The organism is Paenibacillus sp. YN15 (assembly GCF_003285005.1).
Classification (GTDB): Bacteria; Bacillota; Bacilli; order Paenibacillales; family NBRC-103111; genus Paenibacillus_AR.
Map to the genome: position 1 here is coordinate 14,155 of NZ_QMFA01000052.1, position 19,277 is coordinate 33,431.

Consider the following 19,277-nt stretch of genomic DNA (forward strand, 5'->3'; position numbering starts at 1 on the left):
ATTTAAGCCAGTTGTACTCGGTTTTTCGAGTACATTTGAGCCTTTTACCCACTCGGGAGCGATTTGTACTCGGTTTTTCGAGTACATTTGGGTCTTTTGCCCACTTGGGAGCCAATTGTACTCGGTTTTCCGAGTACATTCCGGTCTTTTTCCCCCTCGGGAGCCAATTGTACTCGGTTTTTCGAGCACATTTGGGCCTTTTGCCCACTCGGGAGCGATTTGTACTCGGTTTTCCGAGTACATTCCGGTCTTTTTCCCCCTCGGGAGCGATTTGTACTCGGTTTTTCGAGTGCAACTGGGCCTTTTGCCCACTTGGGAGCCAAATGTACTCGGTTTTTCGAGCACATTTGGGCTTTATATTTTGCACCCCTCACACCGCCCCGTCCACCAGCGCCAGCGGCACAAACACGGACGCGCAGTTGGCCTGGCGGAACCGGGCGATCACCTTCCGGCTCCAATCCGCCTTATACTGGGGATGATCCGCCAAAAACAGCTCCTTCAGATGCTGGAACGCCACCTCATAGGGAATGGAGGGATTGTCCCCATTCACCTCCAGCTGCGAAATATGCACATAGATGCCCCCGGGCAGCGTCAGCTGCTCCACACAGTCGGGCATCCCCTCGAAGGTGCTGACCCGTGTGCCGAAGCAGGAGCTGTACGAGCCTTTTTCGGGGCAATCGATAGGGAAGCCGTAATAATCATGCAGATAATACTTGGCCGCTTCCGTGGCAAACACCTGATCCTGCACGCCAAAATATTTGGTAATCACAAACTCCTCATCGTCCGGATGTGTCACGCTGCAGGCAATCTTCATCTCCGGCAGCGTGACCACCCTAAAGCGCAGGGATTCAAAACGCTCCCTCATATTTTCCGCAAGCTTCACAGGCTCATATTTGGTCAAAATATCCCCTGTCTCATCGTATGTATTGAAGCCGCAGCCCGTCGGGTTAAACACATACCCCGTGTCCTTGCGGAACTGGCCGACGAAATATTCATCCGCATGCATCCGCTCGTCATACCCCTTGCGGTTCTCCCGCTTGGTCTCGTTAATCAGCACCTTGGCGTACCGGCAGGGAGGCAGGGCAAGCGTCTGCGTATACTCCGGCAAATATGCGGGCACGCCGTCGAAGCTCTCCACCATATACCCGGCCACCACCTTGTAGTTGCCGTCCCCCTGGGCATCTGTACGGACCGTCACCACTTCCTCATGCAGCAGGCTGTCCCCGAGCAATCCTGCCAAAAGCGCCATATCCCCCTCTTTGACCAGCTTCTTGGTGAAAAAATAGTCATTCAGGATACAGTTGGCATGCTCGAAGCCGTAATACCCGCCGTACCCCCGGCTTTCATAATTCAGGGGCAGGGCATATCCCACGATTTTCATCTCCGGCCTGTCTACAATAGAACAAAACTCGCTCACCTGCTCCACCAGCAACTCCTGCGGCAGCGCCATCCGGTTCATCTCCTCCGCCATCTTGAGAATTTCCGGCTTCACCACCGGACTGTAGCCCTCCGAGCCTTGACCTTGCGCCGGTCTTGCCTGCTTCCTCATGTTCATTGAGCGCTCCACCTTCCTCTCTCCAGCACCAGCTTGCATCCCACAAAATAAATCGGCTCACCCTTCTCATCCCGGGCAAAAGAAGCCTGGCTGGTTTCCGTCACCACCATCCCCAGCTCCAGCAGCGGGGCAATCTGCGGCGCGCAATCCAGCGGATTATAGGCAAAAACACCATCGCCCTCCAGAACCTCAAAGGAATATTGCACCATGAGGGAAAGCGCCTCCGTATCCAAACCGCCGCCCCAGTATTGGGTGTGCCAGACATGGCCCACATCCATCATATTCCGTTCGTCCACCGTGTTGAACACCACCATCCCGATCAGCCGGCAATCCGGTTTAAGGCATACGGCCCACATGTTTTCCTGGCTGGAAAACCATTTTGTCGCCTCCCTGCAGCCCTGCTCATCCGTCGGCCACAGATGATCCCGGTTCCTCATCTCGGAATGGTGACGGTCAATGGCCAGCTCCTGCACCGCAGGGGCATCCTCCGGGACAAACCGCCGGATAACCAGCTTCTCGATTTCGAACAGCACCGGCCTTGCCGTCCCTTGGCGGTAAACCACAGCCTCCTGCCTGTTCAGTTCTCCGGCCAGCCTGACGATCTCCGGCAGCCGCCTGGGCGAATAGTCCTGGGGCATTTCCTGAAAAAGCAGCTTCTTAATCGCGTTCGTCCCGCTCATCCTGTCTCCCTCCTTTTCATATCTCCACTTTACCAGTCTTCCCCCGGGATGTATTATCCGTTTTTAACAGGTTCAAGCTGTATCCAGCATGTGGTGGCAATATGCTCGGCGGCGAAGCCTCCGTTAGCCTCATGCAGGGCAAAAGCGGAACGCCGGCTCCGGCGCAGGCCATTGTCCCGCACCCACGCATGAAGGCGGGCCTCCAGCACCCGGCCGTCTCCAGTGCAGCCTGTCTCTATCACGGCATAGTCTCCGGCCGGAAGCTCCAAAAGCTCCAGGCCGCTGCCCGCCGGAAGCAGAAGCGGTTCAGCCAGCTTCACCCCGCAGGTGCAGTTCCCGCTGCTATGGGCTACATAGAAGGTCGTAGCCGACCGAATGGCTGAGGGCCTATAAACAGCAAGAAAGTCCATCACGGCCCGGGCGGCCTCCTTTTCTCCATAGGGCCCCTCCCGGGTGGCAGCCAAAAAAACCATCCTTGGACTGCGGATCAGGGAAATTCTGTCGTAATCCGTCCGTTTGGTTACCGGCACAAACAATGCCAGCCTGTTCACCCTGTTGTTCCTGGAGAGAAACTCCTCAAAGTAAGGCTGCCTGTCCTGTTCAAACATGCTGGACTTCAGCCAGTCCGTGTACAGGTAATTCCACGCCTGCCCAATCTCCTGCTCCTCATTCCGGACGATGGTTTTGGCGGCGGTCAGGCTTAGCTCCGGGTGGATTTCCACCTCCCGAAACACCTTGCTGCGCAAGAGGGACTCCGCTGCTGCGGGCACATTTTCCAACCACAGCTCATAGCAAAACCGGTTGCCCTGCTGACGGCCGTTTCTGCCGAACAGCCTGCCTCTGTAATCGGGCAGCTCCGCCCGCAGTGCGGCAATGGCCAGCTCCTCGATGCCGGACAGACGGGGATGATAAAATGCGGTGCGGACAGTCGGAGGGATGGTCTCCGCCGCCACCGTCACTTGCCTTGCTCCTATGCTGTCAAATCTGGGAAAGTAATAGGAGATTTCGCTGCGTTTATATTCCAGGGGAGTCATGGAGATGGCGGATTTGACACATTTGCATAAGGCCTGCTGGGAGCTGTAGCCGCTGGTATAGGCGATCTCCGCCAGAGGCATATCCGAACAACGGATCAGGCTGAGGGCATTGGACAAGCGCCTTTTGCGGATGTATTCCTTGACGGAATGGCCGGTATACGCATAAAAATCCCGGTACAGCTGCATCAGCGAGGTAAACCCCGCCTGTGCCGCCTGCTCCAGGGAAATTTCACCGTGAAGATGGTCTTCGATATGCTGGATGGACTTTTTGAAGCGCAGCAGCTTGTCCATGGTATTTCCTCCGTTATTGCCGGTATCCTTTATGGAATATTATATGGAAACCAGGAAAAAACCGCCAGACTTTTATAACGGGAGGGCTGCCTAAGCTGGCATATGACTGATCCATCCCGCGGGCTTTGCGTATCCTCCAGTTCGTCATTCTTCCCGGGCGCAGGATTATCTTTACAATGTAAAGATAGCATGATATGATCTTTACAGCGTAAAGTTTAAGCGGGAAAGGAAGGCCGCTAATGAAGGAAAAACCCTATCACCACGGAAACCTGCGCAATGAGCTGATTGAGGCGGGAATCCGGCTGATTAATGAGGAGGGTCTGAAAAGCTTCTCCCTGCGCAAGGTAGCCGCCCGGTGCCAGGTGAGCCATACGGCTCCCTACAGCCATTTCAAGGATGTGGATGCCCTGATTTCCGCCATGGGGGAGTATGTCACAGAGCAATTTATGCACAAGCTCCGCTCCTCTATCCAGGGCAAGGAGGAGAGCCGCTGGGCAATGGCGCTGCTGGGGCAGGCCTATATTGATTTTTTCATTGAGCATCCGCCGTACTTTCAATTCCTGTATTACTATTCCGGGCTGACCATTGATCTGGATCAGGCGCAGCCGGAGGATTATCCGCCCTTTGCCCTGTTCCGCTCCACCGCCTACGGGCTGTTCCGCAAATTGGGATTGCCGGAAGAGGCGGATTCCACGAATCTGATTTCCGCCTGGTCCATGGTTCACGGCATCGCATCCCTGTCCACCACCAGCGGCATCAAGTATTCCGGGAACTGGACGGAGATTTTTATGGCGACACTGGCCCAAAAGGAGAACCCGCAATGAAAATGATTATTCATGACCTGCCGCGGCAGGAGGATACCCCCAACGGGCATTTGGAGAACCAGGGGACCAGAATCATCTCCGACAACGGCACCATCCGCAAATGCGTTGGCTGCTTCGACTGCTGGACCAGAACGCCGGGGGTCTGCATAATGAGGGATGACTATCAGCAGATGGGAGAATGGCTGGCCGGCTCCGATGAGGTAGTGATTATCAGCAAATGCACATATGGCGGTTACAGCCCTTTTGTCAAAAATGTCCTTGACCGCAGCATTTCCTATTTGCTCCCTTACTTTGCCATGGTTAATGGGGAAACCCACCACCAGCGGCGCTATCCCGGCAGCTTTAAGCTGACGGTCCATTTCTACGGCAGCGACCTTACCTCCGCGGAGCAGGATACCGCCCGGGCCTTGGTGGCGGCCAATGCGCTGAATCTTCACAGCACCGGCAACGGGGTTCATTTTCACCGGAGCGCGGATTCCGTTTGGGAGGGATTGCAATGAAGATTGCCTTGATTAACGGGAGTCCCAAAGCCGGAAAAAACAACTCCGGCCGGCTGCTCCAATTTCTGGAGCCGCTGATCGGCCAGGAGCATGAGCTGCTCCGCTGCCATATCGGCCGGAAGCCTTTGTCCGAAGCGGAATACTGGGCACTCTGCCACATGGACGCGCTGGTTCTGGCCTTCCCCTTGTATGTGGATTCCCTCCCCTCCCACTTGCTCCGGATGCTGGTTGAGCTGGAGGAATACATGAAGGCGGAACGGACAAAGGAAATTATGCTGTATGCCATTGTGAATAACGGCTTTTTTGAGGGGACGCAGAACCGGATCGCCATCAGCATTCTGCAAAACTGGTGCGCCCGGACCGGTGTCCGCTTCGGCCAGGCGATTGGGCAAGGGGCCGGGGAGATGCTGCAATTTGTGGAGAAGGTGCCCCGCGGCCACGGTCCGATGAAAAATCTGGCCCAGGCGATGGAGGTTTTCGCGGCCAACCTCCAGTCCCGAAGGAGCGGCGAAACCATTCTGCTCAGCCCAAATTTCCCCCGGTTCGCCTGGAGGATTTCGGGCACCCGGTTCTTTAACTCCGCCGCCAGACAGAACGGCCTGAAGAAGAAGGATATCAAGAGAAGGCTGATATAGAATCATGGGCAGAAATTTGGCTAGTGTGAGCTATAGCGGAACTTAGCGGCGCTTACAGGGCAAAATCGGGGGCGTTTTGGTTTTAGCGGAACTCAGGAGCGCTTATTGGAGCGGAATGGGCGAAAATGTTCATAAAATCCAGCTTTCCCCTCATTAAGCGTTGCTGTGTTCCGTTATTTTCGCCGGGAGCCGATTTTTTGGCCGTAAGGTCCTTATATTTCCGTTAGGGACAGTCCCTAAGCGATGCTCCCCCGCGGCAAAAGCAAAGCAAACCATCCCCATCCCGGCACTCCCGTCACAGGGGGCCGCCAGAATGGGGATGGTTGTTTTAGACTGCCTTTTGGCTTACCAGGCCAGCTTGCTCTCCAGGAAGCTCTTCAGCTCGCTCACGGGCATACGGGTTTGTTCCATGGTATCCCGGTCGCGCACGGTGACTTGGCCGTCGGTTTCGGATTCGAAATCATAGGTGATACAGAACGGCGTGCCGATTTCGTCGTGGCGGCGGTAGCGTTTGCCGATGGAGCCGGAGTCGTCGTAATCCACCATGAAATCCTTCGCCAGATCGGCGAACACCTTCTGGGCGCTGTCGGCCAGCTTTTTGGACAACGGGAAGATGGCCGCCTTGTAAGGAGCCAAAGCCGGGTGCAGATGCAGCACGGTGCGGCTGTCTTCGCCCTCCAGAGCCTGCTCCTCGAAGCTGTCAATCAGGAAGGCCAGGGTGACCCGGTCTGCGCCCAGGGAGGGCTCGATGCAGTACGGGATGTAGCGCTCCTTGTTGTCCTGGTCGATATAGTTGAAGTCCTCGCCGGAATGCTCCATATGCTGCTTCAGGTCATAGTCCGTGCGGTCCGCAATGCCCCACAGCTCGCCCCAGCCGAAGGGGAAGCGGTATTCGATGTCCGTAGTGCCGTTGGAATAGTGGGACAGCTCATCCGCGGAGTGGTCGCGCAGGCGGATGCTGTCCTCCTTGATGCCCAGGGAGAGCAGCCACTCCTTGCAGAAGCTGCGCCAGTATTCGAACCATTGCAGATCCTCGCCCGGCTTGCAGAAAAATTCCAGCTCCATCTGCTCAAACTCGCGGGTCCGGAAGGTGAAGTTGCCCGGGGTGATTTCATTCCGGAAGCTTTTGCCGATCTGGCCGATGCCGAAGGGCAGCTTCTTGCGCATGGTCCGCTGCACATTCTTGAAGTTGACGAAGATACCCTGGGCGGTTTCCGGACGCAGATAAATTTCGTTAGCGCTGGAGACGGTGACACCCTGATGGGTTTTGAACATCAGGTTGAACTGGCGGATGTCCGTATAGTCGAAGGCGCCGCAGTCCGGGCAGACAATATTGTGCTCGCGGATCAGGTCCATCATCTGGTCGAAGGAGAGACCGTCCACCACCATCTCGATGCCTTTCTCGTTCAGGGCGTTCTCAATAATTTTGTCGGCGCGGTGGCGGGCTTTACATTGCTTGCAGTCCACCATCGGGTCATTGAAGTTGCCTACATGGCCGGAGGCCACCCACGCTTGCGGATTCATCAGAATCGCCGCGTCCAAGCCCACATTGTAGGGGGATTCCTGGATGAACTTTTTCCACCAGGCCTTCTTCACATTGTTCTTCAGCTCTACGCCCAGCGGGCCGTAGTCCCAGGTGTTGGCGAGACCGCCGTAGATTTCGGAGCCGGGAAAAATAAAACCCCGGTGCTTGGCAATGGCGACAACCTGATCCATCGAAACTTCCTTCATGATCCATTCTCCTTTGTATGATTGTTGGCGCCCGGCGGCCGTGTGCCCAATCGAAAAAGCCCCCGTCCCCGGACATGAATCATGTCCGGGGACGAGAGCTGTATACTCCCGCGGTTCCACCCCAGTTGATGCGCTCTTGTCCGGCAAAGGGACAATCCCCGCATCCGCTTTCTTGTCACCGGCTCGGGAGCGCCTGTTTTGCGGCTGCTGTACCGGGCTTTCACCGTCCCCGGTTCGCTTCAACAGCAGGCTGCCGCAAAATTTTCTCCGTCACAGCCGAATCTTCGATTTGCTTATCATAGTATCCATAATGAAGGTGTTTGTCAAGCTGCGGATGTCCCGGGGCATGGCCGCTTATACGGGACCACCAGGGGAGCCGCGGATAAACGGCGTCAACCCTCCTTTTGCACAAATATGGCATCGTACATATCTTTGAACCCCATATAAGACATCACCAGCACCAGCGGATAAACAGGGAAGAGATAACGGGACTTGATTTCCCACAGCAGATAAAACCCGATAAAGCCCAGAATCACCAGCACCAGCGGGGTTTCCGCGAACCGTCCCGATTTGAGCCCGCCGATGAGCCTGACCAGCATAAAGCCGTACATGAGAATGTTCAGAGCATACATGACCCAAACGAGACCTACTCTGGCGTTGGAGTCCCCCTTGAACAGCTCCGTTGCCCAGGTGGCGTAGCCGTATTTGTCCCCCACCCCGCCCATGCCCCGGCCGAAGGTGGAGGAGCCGTTGCCAATGCCGTAGCGCTCCATCTGGTAGGTGCCCTCGGTCCAGGTCCACACCAGCTTCTTGGTGTACATCTTGAGCAGATCGCCGGCGCTTGCTTCGGACAGCTTGCGGCTGATTTCCTCCTTGAACAATTCCGTGCTTTTTTGCTTATTGTAGCCGGCCTGACGCTGATAGATGCTGTAGCTTTGGCGGTTGTCCCAGAAGCCGAAGGTCTTCGTGTTGATACCCATGTTCAGCCACATGTGGACGGGAGCGGAGTTGGCGTTTACCGATCCCTCCACCTTGCCTGTCGCCTGAAGCAGAACATTTTGCGTCCAGCCCGGAGCCATAAAGAACAATACCGTCACGGCAAGCGCGAGAGCAGATTTTTTGATGCCAATTTTCCGGATATGAAGCAGGATACTGATCACAATCGCCACCAGAAAGATGGCGCCGATGCTCCGGAAATAGTTCCCCACCGCCAGCAAAACCGCAGCGCCCATCATATATTTCAGCGAGGCTTCCTTCATAAACCGGACGGCAAAATAAAGGGCGGAGGTGAGAAAGGCCGTAGCAATGACATCATTGTAGATAAGGTTGTTCATGAACAATGCCGGGGCGTAAACCGCAGCCAGCGCCAAAACGCCGTAATCCCGGGTTTGGGAGCGGGTGTTCAGCTCTTTGTAGAGCAGGTATACCATCAGCGTCGTGACAAGGGTGAAGCCGATATTGAAGAGCTTGATCACCGAATAACTGTCCGGGAACAGCAGCAGCAGGGTTTTTAAATAAAGCACGGTGGAAAAGTTAAACGGAAACATGTGCAGATACCCCGTAGTTTGAAAAGAGGAATAGTCCCCCCGGTACAGCATATTCTGGGCCAGAGTAAACACCGTCTGGGAGTCATCCGTAGGCAGTCTCGGCAGCAGAAATATAATGGCCGTTTGAATGGCAAAGGAGGCGAGAAGCACCGCCGGAATGACAATCTTGGGACTGAATTTATCCAGCTTACGGCACAGGGGATACAAACCAAGGCCCGCCAGCAGCAGCGCGGCGGCCACAACAATGAACAACAGAAGCTGCTGCCTCTCCAGCACCGGCGTATCTCCGTATACGGCAAACAAATATTTGGCCCGCACAAAAAAGGAGGAGGCGACGAACAGCCCCAGGAACAGCGCAAGCAGCACATACAGCGGTTTTTGAATCCCTTTGACCATGGAATCCCTCCCTTTCACATCCGCGCATTGCGGGCAGGATGCCATGATTATAACGGCCCAAGCTGAAAATCAGTTGAAAGCCGCAGGCGAAAATGGTTATACCCATTTGCCATCTGGCCCCGGGCACAGACCGGGCTTACAATAATCCTGACCATTGCAGACAGGGAGGCAGTTTTATGGCCGAAACGGCGTTTAAAAAAATCGAAATGCCAGCTTGTGAGGCGGAGAAGCTCATCCGCCTTCACTTGGGGGAGGGCGCATCGGAATTGGAGCTGCTGACCGGCGGCAATCTCAGCACCGTCTATGCGTTTACCCATCAAAACCGGGGGTATGTAGCCAAGTTCAGCCCGCTGCCGGATGATTATAAGGTGGAAAAGCTGGTCTCCGGCTTTTTGGAGGGAAGGCATGTTCCATATCCGGCTTGTGTGGGGCAAAGCACCTATGGGGCTGCCCAGTATGTTATTCAGGAGCGGATGGGCGGCAAGCCCCTTGCTTCCTATTCGGCAGAGGAAAAAAGACGGCAATTCCCCCAATTGTTCCGTATTCTCTCCCAAATTCACAGCACGGATATATCCGGTACAAGGGGCTTCGGCTGGCTCACCGCTTCCGGAGATGGGGCCTACGGGTCCTGGGAGGACTATGTGGCCGCCATGTTCGGCGAGGAACAGGAACGGGGAAGCTTCTGGCATGACTGGATGAGACTGTTTAAGACCAGCTGCCTGGAAAAGGATGTGTTCGAGGAATGCTACAATCGCCTGCTGGCTTATCTTCCATATAACGCGCCGCACCGGCATTTGCTCCATGGGGATGTGCATGCCTGGAATCTGCTGTCCGACGGAACAGGGATTACGGGCATTGTGGACGGGAATTTCCTGTACGGGGACATATGGGTGGATGTGGTGAACCTGGACCGGCATTTGGCGCAAATGAATGTGGTGGAGGCTTACCTGAACAGCCTCGGCGCAGCCGCCGATGAGATCCCGCATTTCCGGGAGCGGCTGAAGGGGGCCTACTACTTCAAGGGGGTGGATGCCCTCCGGTTCTACGCCAAAATGGGCTACCGTCAGGCCTACGAGGGGACGCGGCAGTTTCTGCTGGGGTTGGATTAGCGGCAAAAAGCTCTTTAGGGACTGTCTTCGGAGTGCTAAGACAATCCCTAGAGAGCTTTCGCTTGGTAACACCGCCGAATGTTAAGCTAGCTGTTCAAAATGAAACGCGAAATGGAGCCTTCGCTCCAAATCGTCCGTCGCGCGCACCCTCATATCCAATGCATAGTACAGCTTTTCCTGGTTAAAATGGTTCAGGAACGGCAGCGGCTCCACAACCGGCTCCATCAGCGCTTCATCATAGCTCAATACAAGCTTGAATGCAGCGCTCACAAGCTCGACCCGGCCAGCTCCCGCAACCGTAGGCTGCACCCGGCAAATGAAGCGTTCGGTTAACGCAGCACCGGCTTGTTCCGAGAACACATATTGATCCTCCAGCTCCAGCCTGGGCAAACCGACGTTTTTTCGCCAAGTCCAGCTTCGCTGCAGCTTCAGCAGCCCCGGGATATTATAGGCATCCTGCAGTTCTACGACGAACCGGTCATAGTCGGCAGTAATATCGGCCTGTCGTACGGTGGCTTTATAAGCTGCCCCAGGCTGTTGGCTAACTCCATCTATAATAGGGACAGAGTGCCCCAACGCACTGTTGCAAATAAAGGAATACCTCGTAGCGGGTGCGAAGTACGGCTTCGTATATAACCCGGCTCCCATATCAGCCAGGAACGTCTCCTCCCCGGCCAGGACGATGAAATGCCCGACATCGTTATGATTATGGGGCTCATCGTTGCAGCCGCCTTTGGCGGCAAAGCAGAACTTCCCTTCCGCCTTCTCCACCCGCGACACCATCCACTGCGCATCCGCCAGATAGATCGACTCCTCCTTCCAGCCTTCCCCCTGCGCCTTCGGCTCGTACCAAATCAATTGGCGAAACGCAGGCGCCCATCGGCCGCAATGATCGTAAACCAGCTTATCCTGAAACGTATATTCCGGAAGCTGGACTTCCGGAAACCGCCGCGCCATTTCATGGGTCAGTCCGATGTACACATCAGCTTCCTCGGGCGAATCGGAAAAATTAACCACCTTGCGGCCGTGAAGGAAGCAGTTCTGCTGAAATAATGCTGCCTGCTTCACCTTGGGAACGGCGAGCAAATCTACCGCTCCATTGGTTCTCCGGCAGAGAAGCTCTGCGAAATACGTATAGAAGCCGAATCCATATCCCCAATACATATATCCTTCCAAGCAGGCTCCGTCTTCTCCATAACCTTCCAGGAACAAATTGACCGTCGGCAGCGCTTTGTCCAATACAAGAGCCAATTCCTGCTTATCCTCGATTAAGTAGATGGCCGCTGCGCCGATCGAACCGGCGCACACCGCCGCCCAGTTATTGCGCACATGCTCCCAGAAGAAATCATTCACCAGAAAAGGCGCAAAAACGCGGCGGTACACTTCTCTGTATACACGATCGCGTATGGTCTCCGGCCAGCTATGCCCCGTCAGCATCATCACCTCAGCCAGTGCAAAAGCGGTCTCCGCAGCGAACAGATCAATCCCGATTCCCGGGTCCGGCGCATGCTGTTCATGCACGGAGTATCGAACCGTTCCGAATCCAGGCGGGGTGTCAAAATGGACCGGCACACACCAGGAAAATTCTCCGCAAATGGCCCATACCGTATCCAAAAGTCCGTCCAGGTAATCGGGGCGGTCAGGCAGCAGCCAGCTCAACAAACCAAATGTGGTTAGCCGTTGTCTCCTGGAGAAATACACGGGCTCATAGGTTTTGCGGTAGCCATCCTCCCAAACTCGGCGGAATAACGTCCAGGGCAATTCGGTAATAGGCTGGCCGAGAAATCGTTCTCCATCTGCAGCCAATCGTTCAAGAATCGGCTGGAATACAGGCTCCGACATAATTCTACTTCGCACAGCTTCCCGATCTTCCCGAAAAAGCCAATTGCCGATTCCGGGGCTGCCGTCGGCCAGTTGCTCGTAAACGGAGGGGTGAATCATAGTCTCCAATGCCTCCCTTTTTGGTAAACTGCTAGAACTAACAGGATTCACCCTCAAGTATAGGCCAGCGGTTAGGATTCCTCTATCGGGGGACGTGACGCGATTCTTGTTTTTATGACTGACCGGCCGTTATAAATTCTTAAGTAAAGAAACCGCCAGGGCCGCTTGGGCTCTGACGGTTTCTATGTGCGCGCTGAGCGGTTGCCGCCGGCGCTATGCAGGCGCTGCCATCAGCTCCGCGGCACCAGATCGCAGGCGTCCGCCGGCATCCAGTGCTCGTCCTGCCCGTCCCACTTGACGTTGCAGCCAATGGGATTGGTCAGCGGCACGGAAAGCGGCTTGCCCGCCAGATGCTCCGACAGGGCGCGGTCCAGATCATTGACCGTGGCCTTCTCCGATTCCCGGGGATTATCCAGCCCCCGGCCGGAGTAGACCAGCTTCCGCTCCTGATCGAACACGTAGAAATGCGGCGTGCGCAAAGCGCCGTAAGCCTTGGCCACGGTTTGCTCCTTGTCGCGCAGATACGTCCAGGGGAACTTCTGCTCCTCCATCCGCTTGACCATGTGGTCGAAGGAATCATCGGGTTTGGTAACCTCGCTGTTGGCGTTGATGCCGACAAATGCGACACCCTGCTCCTTGTACTTCAGCGCCGTTTGACGGGTCACCTCATCGGAACCGACAACAAAGGGACAATGGTTGCAGGTGAAGAAAATGACGAGAACGGGTGCTCCGGCAAAGTCTTGCAGCGAATAGGTTTTTCCGTCTGTGGCCGGAAGGGAAAAATCCGGCGCCTGTTCGCCCAATTGCAGCGTAAATGCCATCGTATCGCCTCCTATGGTTAAATCGGGGCCATTCCGCACAATACAGGCAACGGCCCACCCTCTATATTGTAACGGAGGCGTACCGCCCAAGACAATGCGAAGTGCCGTCAGCTCCACTCCGCCGCTATTTCAACCACCGCCTCCTGCTCAATTCCGGAGCAATCCACCTCAAACAAGCGGGCATCCAGCCGGGTTACCGGCTTCTCTTCTCCGTTGACCAGCGCCAGCGAAGGGCAATTCTCCGTGTAAAAAGCAAATCGTCCCCCTTCCCGCAGCCGGACATACTCCTTGCCCCCGCCGCTCCATTGCCCCATAATCCCATGGGGGGACACATACTTATTGACAAGCCCCAGAGGCGTCACCCTCTCTTCCACCGCAGCAAGCACGAACAGCTTGCATTGCCCCGGCTGAAGAATGAACGGAAGCTCCTCGCCCGGCTGCAGCAAGCGGCACTCTCCTGTAAAATGCTCATAGAGGATCACACGTTTGCCGTTCATTCCCGGAATGTCTCGGGCCGATACGGCCCCCTTTGCCGCCTTCGGGCCTTCCCCCAGATGGAACGCCGCGATAATGCCCGCCCTGCCGGCATAATTCCACAGCTTCAGCGGCATTGACCCGTCAAGCGGGTTCACAGTCAGGCAATCCGCAGTGGGCAGCGCCGGTTGCCGGCAGCGGATCAGCCGGCCGTCGCCGTAGACTAACGGCAGCAGCAGGGAAGGAGCGGTCCGTCCCGGAGGATCGCTGATATAGACCGGCCCGCCGCTTATAGAGCGGAGCACCGCATGCTGGAGAGCATCGGGATGGACCGTCCAGAACATATCCCAATCGCCCCAATAGAAGGAGCCGTGAAAGTACGAATTATAGGCGTTCTGCAAAGCATGTTCTCTGAAGCCCCCCGGAACCTTGGGCATAAAATCGTCGCTGTTGCGGGAAACCGCCGACTGGGGTCTATGCCAGATATTTTCGGGAGCCATCCCCATGCAATTGATGATTGTCTTGTTGAAATGAAGCGCCGCGGAAGCCTCCAGCGCCTGATGAGCCGCAGAGGCGGCCGCTCCCACCGGACGCTGGTATTGCAGGAAATTGCCGATGGCCGCCTGGCTGTCGGCTTTGACGAAATCGATGCCCTGGCGGCGGAGCCGTCCATGCCACTCGTTCCAGAAGCCGAAGCCCAGCGCCGGATCGGGATAAGGAAGCAGACTGCCGTCTGTTGCGGTGTACAGATAGCTGCCCAGCGACGACGCCAAGGGGCTGGCCGGGTGGATTCCCTCCCAATATCCGGCAATCGTATGCCACACACCGATCCAGCGCATACCGTACTGCTCCTTAAGCGCCTGGACCGTACGGGCAAGACCGCCGGGAAATTTGCGGTTGTCGGCTTCCAACGACATCAGCTTGCCCTCCTGCACACAAGACCAGCCGTCGTCGATCATCACCCAGCGCACAGGCAGGCCCAACCGGTTGAACTCCTCGGCTTTGGCCAGAACGCCGGGCTCATCCACCTGCTGATAGAAGGCGTCCCAGGTGCACCAGCCCAAATAATCCAGCACCTCCGGATACGTCTTCCGCTCTCTGGGCAGCACGGGATAAAGCAGCTCCTCCAGCGCGGCATCCATTGTCATATCCGCCAAGGCGTAAGGATCATCCCCGTATCCCAGAGCAAAAGCAAGGGCCATATTCCGCTGGTGGCCTCCCTGGTTCGACGACAAGCGGATGGAGAAGCCCTGGCCGTCCCCGCCGTTGCCCTGCAGATCGGTGCGGAAGACAGGACCGCAGACAGGAAGCAGGCGGCAATATGCCGCTCCCGCGCGCCAGAGCAGCGAGATGGTCCGGGGGGGCAGCTTCGCCGGGTCCGGATCAAAGTGGGGCCGGGTCCACCAGTCGTTATGCTGGTAGTTGGCCAGCAGGCCACCGGCATGCTCCAGCCGGTCCACTGTAACGGCAATGCTGTCCTTGGAGGCGAAGGACTTCCGGCTGACGAAAGAAGCGCCCCCGTGAAGCTGTCCATCCACAAAGCCCAGAACCATCCCTCCGCGGCATTTCAGCTTCACGCGGACGGATACTTGAGCAGGCTCCTCTTCATCCCGGTATTCCAGCATGTATACCTGGGCGCCGCTCTCCCCGGCAGCCTCTTGCTCCTGCCCGCAGGAATGGAGAGAAAGCCTTTTGGCCTGCTCCCCCTCCAGAGTGACGGTAACGCCGATTCCCCTTAATACCGGCCGGGCCAATGCCTTCTGTGCATTCGTCCCCTCTGCCAGCACCAATAGAGCATCATCTTGATAAACGAACATGGCATCCACTTCCTGACTGTTTATTCTGCTGGTTTGGCTGGTTTGGCGGAAGCTTTTCTTGACAATCCGAATGTTTGACTTACGCGCTTTAGCGTTGTAAAGAATTTAACCATTCTGATGCGATCAAAAAAATACATTAATGTTATATATTAGAATTTTCTGTCCGCAAATTATTCCTTTCTTCCTTCTCCGAGCCAGGAAGCCGGGTGTTCCTCCCCGCCCCCAGCCCGGCCCAAATGAATACCAGCACAAAGCCCGTCAGAACATAGAGAGGAGCATTCCAGCCCCCTGTCAGGTCATGGAGCCAGCCGAACAGCACCGGTCCCGTACAGGCCAGAAGATATCCGACGGATTGGGCCATGCCCGACATTTCCGCTGCTTGCCGGGCATCGGCTGTCCGCAGATTGAAAAACATCATGGACAGGCTGAAGGCAGCCGCTGCCGCACTGCCGACGAGCGCCCCTCCCAGGGCAAGCAGCGCCCCACGGTCCGTAAACAGGCAGGCGATTCCTGCCACTGTCATCACCGCGCTCACCATGACAAGAGCCCGTTGATCCTTCATCCTCACGGCAATCAAGGGGACAAAAAAATTAAACGGCAACCCGCCAAACTGCATCAGGGATACCATCCATCCGGCGGTTTCCGCCCCTATTCCTCGTTCGGCGGCAATATGGGGAAGCCAGGCCATCACAATGTAGAAGAAGAAGGATTGCAGCCCCAGATGCAGCGTCATTTGCCACGACAGCCGGAAGCGCCACAGGGACATGCGTCCGCCTGCCCGGTCCCCGGCTGCCGCCTGGGGAACCGGAGACGGCCAGGTTCTCATATAGAACAGCCAATACAAGGCAGTAATCAAGGCCACCACTCCCCATAGGGCAAGCGTCTTCTCCCAGCCCAGGCCCCATGTCCGGGCTATGGGCACGCTCATGGCCGAGGCCAAGGAGCCGATCAGGTTCATGGAGACGGTGTACATGCCTGTCATCACCCCAAGCCGTTGGGGAAAATAGCGGTTGATCAGGGCAGGAAGCAGCACGTTGCAGACGGCGATTCCCATGCCTGCCAATGCCGTTCCGGCCAGCAGCAGCCCGGAGCCCCGCCACGGACGAAGGAGCAGCCCGCAGGCCAGCAGGATCAGGGCGGCGAGAAGCACCCGCTCCATTCCATACCGGCCCGAAAGCCGGGACGACAGCAGCGAGAAGGCGGCGAAGGCCATAAGCGGCAGCGTGGTAATGGCGCCGGCCGCCGGATGAGACATCCCGAGCTTGTGGATGATCTCATCCAGAAGCGGACTGACGGAGGTCATGGGCGCCCGCAGATTAGCCGCAATAAGGATGACAGCGACAGTGAGAACAACGGCCCCGATTCCCGGAGCCGCTCTCAGCTGCTGTTGATTTTGCCTCGCACAGGTTGTTAGACTTTCCGGTTTCAAGCAGTGATCACCCTTGCTTCATCATAATGGACTCAAGCTAACCTCTACAGCCAGATGTCCATGCTGCAGCCGGCAAAAAAGCGTACGCTTAAGGAAGGAAACAGAGGGGCAAGCCAATCGGCCCCCCGTCTCATTCCCGCCTCCTCGCTGGTTCGATGCCCCAGCAGCATCATGGACTTGGCCATCCCCATGGCAGCTGCATCCTGAATATATTCATCGGTTTCCCAGGAGTGGGTCTCGCCCACCAGCAGCAGGTCGGCCTGGTGCTCCCGCAGCTTCCCGATCTGCCGCTTTCCTCCCTCCATTCCAGGGCTCAGGCAGACAGTAGCGATCTGTTGGTCCGGCCTGCCATAATATTGAATCCGGGCCAAACCCAGCTTTTGCTTCAATTCCGCCGCCAGCCGCTCTGCCGGGACAGGCGGAATCCGAATCACATGGGGATGCTTCGGGTCCGCATACTGCTGCCAGTCGAGAGCCTGCAGCAAGCCAGCCAATATACCGTCGGGGCGATAGTCATGCAGATAGTCGTGAAAACGGTAGATGGCCAGGTCGGATGTTTGGATCAGCCGCAGCTTGTTCTCGAACACCCGGTCCCCGGCCAGCCAATCCGTCTCATCGTAATGGGAATAAAAGACGGGCTCATGAACAATCAATAGATCCGCATTCCATGCTGCCGCCTGCTCAAGCGTGGCATAGGCGGGACTGAAGGCCACCGCAATCCTGCTTACCCGCTTGCCGGGGTCGCCCACAATCAAACGGTCTGTGGTCCGATCCCGCAATTGAACCGGTTGGAGCAGCTTGTCAATAATCTCTTGCACCGTAGTCATCGGCTTGCCCCTTTTCACAGGAGAGGCGGCGCCGTAAGCCGGCAGCCGCCCATCCTCCTGATTGTTCGCCAATTCTGTTATTTGTTATTGGCGGCAGCCCATTCAGTCAGCTGGGCCTGAACCTCCGCGTTAATCTTATCCATACCGGCCGCCTTAAGCTTCTCCACCATTTTGGGCAAATATTCTACGGGGTCAAGGGTGCCTGTGAGCAAGCCGGGATAAAATTCGGCAAGGGCGTTATTGTATGCGCTGATTTCGTTCTTAACCTTCTCGTTGTTGAAGATGAAGCCAAGCCCCTTGGCCTCGTCTGCATCCATATTGAACTTCTTGAACTTCTCCCACTTCTGCGGGTCCTCATTGGCCCACAGATAATCATTGAACTGGTTGCCGAACATATAGGGCGCGCCCAGGGAGTAGCCGGAGGTTTGCGCTGTCAGGCCTGCCGGGAAATCGATGACATTGTCTCCCTTTTTCACAAAATGCTTGCCCTCGATGCCGAACGCAATCATGTTCACCAAGGTTTTGTCGGTATAGAGCAGATTCAGGAACATCATAACCCGCTCAGGGTCCTTGGAGGTCCGGGAGATGGACAGCATGTTGCCCAGAGTGCTGCTGGTGGTAATCAGAGGCTTCGTCAGCTCCACCTGAACCCAGGGAAGACCGGTGGCCTGGGCTACCTCTGTATCCTTGCCCGGCTTCAGGGTATCTGCGAAGGCGAATACCTTGCCCGAGCGGTAGGTGCCGGCAAAATCGGACAGCGTCGCCGCATCCTTGTTGATATAACCGGCTTTGTACCATTTGTTGGCCAGCTTCAGAATGTCCATATAGCGGGGATCATTGTACAGATCGATAACCTTCAGTTCCTTGGTGTTGCGGTCCATAGCTCCCAGATTCGTGGCGCTGGAGCCCGCCGAAACAAACATGCCCTCTTGGATGGCGATGGAAATACCGTTGGATTTGCCGCTGAGGAAAGGAATCATGCCCGGTTCATTTTTCTTGATCACCTCGAAGAACGGCTCCATATCCTCCGGCTTCTTGACGGTGCTCAAGTCAAACTTGTACTTATCCACCAGATCCTTGCGCACCAGGAAGCCCTTGTTGGCGGCAAACTCCTTGTTGGTGGGCATTCCATAGGTCTTGCCGTTGTACTTGATACCGTTCAGCACCTTGGGGTCGATGATCTGTACAGCTTCCTTGGCATGTTTGGCCATCAGGTCGTCAATGGGGATAATGGATTTGTTGTTGATTTTGCCGACCCAGTTGTCCCAGGAGGTAGTCCAGGTAATATCGAACACTTCGTTGGACGCGTATTTCAGATTCATCTTGTCTGCCCAGCTGCCCCAATCAATAACCTGCATGTCGAGGGTAACATTGATCTTATCCTTCAGGTACTTGCTGATCTCCTCGTTGACCAGCGCTTGCTCCTTCTGCGGGACACCGGGCACAAACATCTTGATGGTATACGGCTCCAGCTTGGGTTGAGCCGGCTGTGCAGAGGCTGATGCAGCCGGGCTGGCGCTTGCCGCAGGAGAGCTTGCGCCTTCAGAGTTGGAATCAGACCCGCATGCCGAAAGCGCCAGGGCGGCGCCGACAGCAAGACCGAGTACGGCAGTTATCTTTCCGCAAGTCGATTTCATGGATGAACCCCTCCAGAAATAATATTCAT

The 19,277-nt window shown here is 56.2% G+C and carries 15 protein-coding genes; 4 read left to right on the forward strand and 11 right to left on the reverse strand.

Annotation, left to right across the window (positions count from 1 at the left end):
* Window positions 1-370 precede the first annotated feature (370 nt).
* The 3 genes from DQG13_RS27230 to DQG13_RS27240 are packed head-to-tail and all read right to left on the reverse strand — an operon-like array spanning window position 371 to window position 3,560.
* Window positions 371-1,555: a GyrI-like domain-containing protein gene (locus DQG13_RS27230; RefSeq protein ID WP_113023329.1), complete on the reverse strand. Its 1,185-nt coding sequence runs from the start codon at window positions 1,553-1,555 to the stop codon at window positions 371-373.
* A complete protein-coding gene (locus tag DQG13_RS27235) occupies window positions 1,552-2,235 on the reverse strand; it encodes a GNAT family N-acetyltransferase (RefSeq protein WP_113023330.1) in 684 nt (227 codons plus the stop codon). Before DQG13_RS27235 ends, DQG13_RS27230 begins: the two co-directional genes overlap by 4 nt.
* A 53-nt stretch (window positions 2,236-2,288) precedes the next feature.
* The gene (locus DQG13_RS27240) at window positions 2,289-3,560 is read right to left on the reverse strand and encodes a helix-turn-helix domain-containing protein (RefSeq protein WP_113023332.1); all 1,272 of its coding nucleotides are present in this window, start codon (window positions 3,558-3,560) and stop codon (window positions 2,289-2,291) included.
* Window positions 3,561-3,799: 239 nt separating this feature from the next.
* Between DQG13_RS27240 and DQG13_RS27245 the strand changes: the two genes are divergently transcribed.
* From DQG13_RS27245 to DQG13_RS27255, 3 genes are read left to right on the forward strand one after another with little or no spacing between them, the layout of a single operon-like run.
* On the forward strand, window positions 3,800-4,384 hold the full coding sequence (locus DQG13_RS27245; protein ID WP_113023333.1) for a TetR/AcrR family transcriptional regulator: 585 nt from the start codon (window positions 3,800-3,802) through the stop codon (window positions 4,382-4,384).
* The gene (locus DQG13_RS27250; RefSeq protein WP_113023334.1) at window positions 4,381-4,884 is read left to right on the forward strand and encodes a flavodoxin family protein; all 504 of its coding nucleotides are present in this window, start codon (window positions 4,381-4,383) and stop codon (window positions 4,882-4,884) included. The genes DQG13_RS27245 and DQG13_RS27250 overlap by 4 nt, the downstream gene beginning before the upstream one ends.
* Window positions 4,881-5,519 carry an NADPH-dependent FMN reductase family protein gene (locus DQG13_RS27255; protein ID WP_113023336.1) on the forward strand — a complete coding sequence of 213 codons (639 nt, stop codon included), beginning with the start codon at window positions 4,881-4,883 and terminating at the stop codon, window positions 5,517-5,519. Before DQG13_RS27250 ends, DQG13_RS27255 begins: the two co-directional genes overlap by 4 nt.
* Before the next feature lie 345 nt (window positions 5,520-5,864).
* On the opposite strand, the gene DQG13_RS27260 is transcribed toward DQG13_RS27255, so the two are convergent.
* Window positions 5,865-7,250 carry a glycine--tRNA ligase gene (locus DQG13_RS27260; protein ID WP_113023338.1) on the reverse strand — a complete coding sequence of 462 codons (1,386 nt, stop codon included), beginning with the start codon at window positions 7,248-7,250 and terminating at the stop codon, window positions 5,865-5,867.
* A gap of 392 nt (window positions 7,251-7,642) precedes the next feature.
* A complete protein-coding gene (locus DQG13_RS27265; RefSeq protein ID WP_113023339.1) occupies window positions 7,643-9,193 on the reverse strand; it encodes a glycosyltransferase family 39 protein in 1,551 nt (516 codons plus the stop codon).
* A 176-nt stretch (window positions 9,194-9,369) separates the two neighbouring features.
* Here DQG13_RS27265 and DQG13_RS27270 point away from each other — a divergent pair, with 176 nt between their 5' ends.
* Entirely contained in the window at window positions 9,370-10,302 is a 933-nt protein-coding gene (locus DQG13_RS27270) for a phosphotransferase family protein (protein WP_181593028.1), read from the forward strand.
* 81 nt (window positions 10,303-10,383) lie between these two features.
* Here DQG13_RS27270 and DQG13_RS27275 read toward each other — a convergent pair whose 3' ends face one another.
* The 6 genes from DQG13_RS27275 to DQG13_RS27300 all read right to left on the reverse strand — a co-directional run bounded on the left by DQG13_RS27275 (window position 10,384) and on the right by DQG13_RS27300 (window position 19,248).
* Window positions 10,384-12,243, reverse strand: coding sequence for a heparinase II/III family protein (locus DQG13_RS27275; protein WP_113023342.1), 1,860 nt, complete (start codon window positions 12,241-12,243; stop codon window positions 10,384-10,386).
* A 230-nt stretch (window positions 12,244-12,473) separates the two neighbouring features.
* Window positions 12,474-13,064: a thioredoxin family protein gene (locus DQG13_RS27280; protein ID WP_113023343.1), complete on the reverse strand. Its 591-nt coding sequence runs from the start codon at window positions 13,062-13,064 to the stop codon at window positions 12,474-12,476.
* A gap of 107 nt (window positions 13,065-13,171) precedes the next feature.
* Complete coding sequence (locus tag DQG13_RS27285; protein WP_113023344.1) at window positions 13,172-15,355, reverse strand: Sip1-related alpha-galactosidase; 2,184 nt, start codon at window positions 15,353-15,355, stop codon at window positions 13,172-13,174.
* A gap of 142 nt (window positions 15,356-15,497) precedes the next feature.
* Entirely contained in the window at window positions 15,498-16,784 is a 1,287-nt protein-coding gene (locus DQG13_RS27290) for a CynX/NimT family MFS transporter (protein WP_258525888.1), read from the reverse strand.
* 44 nt (window positions 16,785-16,828) lie between these two features.
* Window positions 16,829-17,611 carry a Nif3-like dinuclear metal center hexameric protein gene (locus DQG13_RS27295; RefSeq protein ID WP_146767216.1) on the reverse strand — a complete coding sequence of 261 codons (783 nt, stop codon included), beginning with the start codon at window positions 17,609-17,611 and terminating at the stop codon, window positions 16,829-16,831.
* A 77-nt stretch (window positions 17,612-17,688) separates the two neighbouring features.
* On the reverse strand, window positions 17,689-19,248 hold the full coding sequence (locus tag DQG13_RS27300) for an ABC transporter substrate-binding protein (protein WP_113023347.1): 1,560 nt from the start codon (window positions 19,246-19,248) through the stop codon (window positions 17,689-17,691).
* Window positions 19,249-19,277 lie beyond the last annotated feature (29 nt).

What these genes read in the sequence shown, in the direction of transcription:
- DQG13_RS27230 (WP_113023329.1), bottom strand. Translation starts at nt 1,555, where the DNA reads ATGAACATGAGGAAGCAGGCAAGACCGGCGCAAGGTCAAGGCTCGGAG.
- DQG13_RS27235 (WP_113023330.1), bottom strand. Translation starts at nt 2,235, where the DNA reads ATGAGCGGGACGAACGCGATTAAGAAGCTGCTTTTTCAGGAAATGCCC.
- DQG13_RS27240 (WP_113023332.1), bottom strand. Translation starts at nt 3,560, where the DNA reads ATGGACAAGCTGCTGCGCTTCAAAAAGTCCATCCAGCATATCGAAGAC.
- DQG13_RS27245 (WP_113023333.1), top strand. Translation starts at nt 3,800, where the DNA reads ATGAAGGAAAAACCCTATCACCACGGAAACCTGCGCAATGAGCTGATT.
- DQG13_RS27250 (WP_113023334.1), top strand. Translation starts at nt 4,381, where the DNA reads ATGAAAATGATTATTCATGACCTGCCGCGGCAGGAGGATACCCCCAAC.
- DQG13_RS27255 (WP_113023336.1), top strand. Translation starts at nt 4,881, where the DNA reads ATGAAGATTGCCTTGATTAACGGGAGTCCCAAAGCCGGAAAAAACAAC.
- DQG13_RS27260 (WP_113023338.1), bottom strand. Translation starts at nt 7,250, where the DNA reads ATGAAGGAAGTTTCGATGGATCAGGTTGTCGCCATTGCCAAGCACCGG.
- DQG13_RS27265 (WP_113023339.1), bottom strand. Translation starts at nt 9,193, where the DNA reads ATGGTCAAAGGGATTCAAAAACCGCTGTATGTGCTGCTTGCGCTGTTC.
- DQG13_RS27270 (WP_181593028.1), top strand. Translation starts at nt 9,370, where the DNA reads ATGGCCGAAACGGCGTTTAAAAAAATCGAAATGCCAGCTTGTGAGGCG.
- DQG13_RS27275 (WP_113023342.1), bottom strand. Translation starts at nt 12,243, where the DNA reads ATGATTCACCCCTCCGTTTACGAGCAACTGGCCGACGGCAGCCCCGGA.
- DQG13_RS27280 (WP_113023343.1), bottom strand. Translation starts at nt 13,064, where the DNA reads ATGGCATTTACGCTGCAATTGGGCGAACAGGCGCCGGATTTTTCCCTT.
- DQG13_RS27285 (WP_113023344.1), bottom strand. Translation starts at nt 15,355, where the DNA reads ATGTTCGTTTATCAAGATGATGCTCTATTGGTGCTGGCAGAGGGGACG.
- DQG13_RS27295 (WP_146767216.1), bottom strand. Translation starts at nt 17,611, where the DNA reads ATGACTACGGTGCAAGAGATTATTGACAAGCTGCTCCAACCGGTTCAA.
- DQG13_RS27300 (WP_113023347.1), bottom strand. Translation starts at nt 19,248, where the DNA reads ATGAAATCGACTTGCGGAAAGATAACTGCCGTACTCGGTCTTGCTGTC.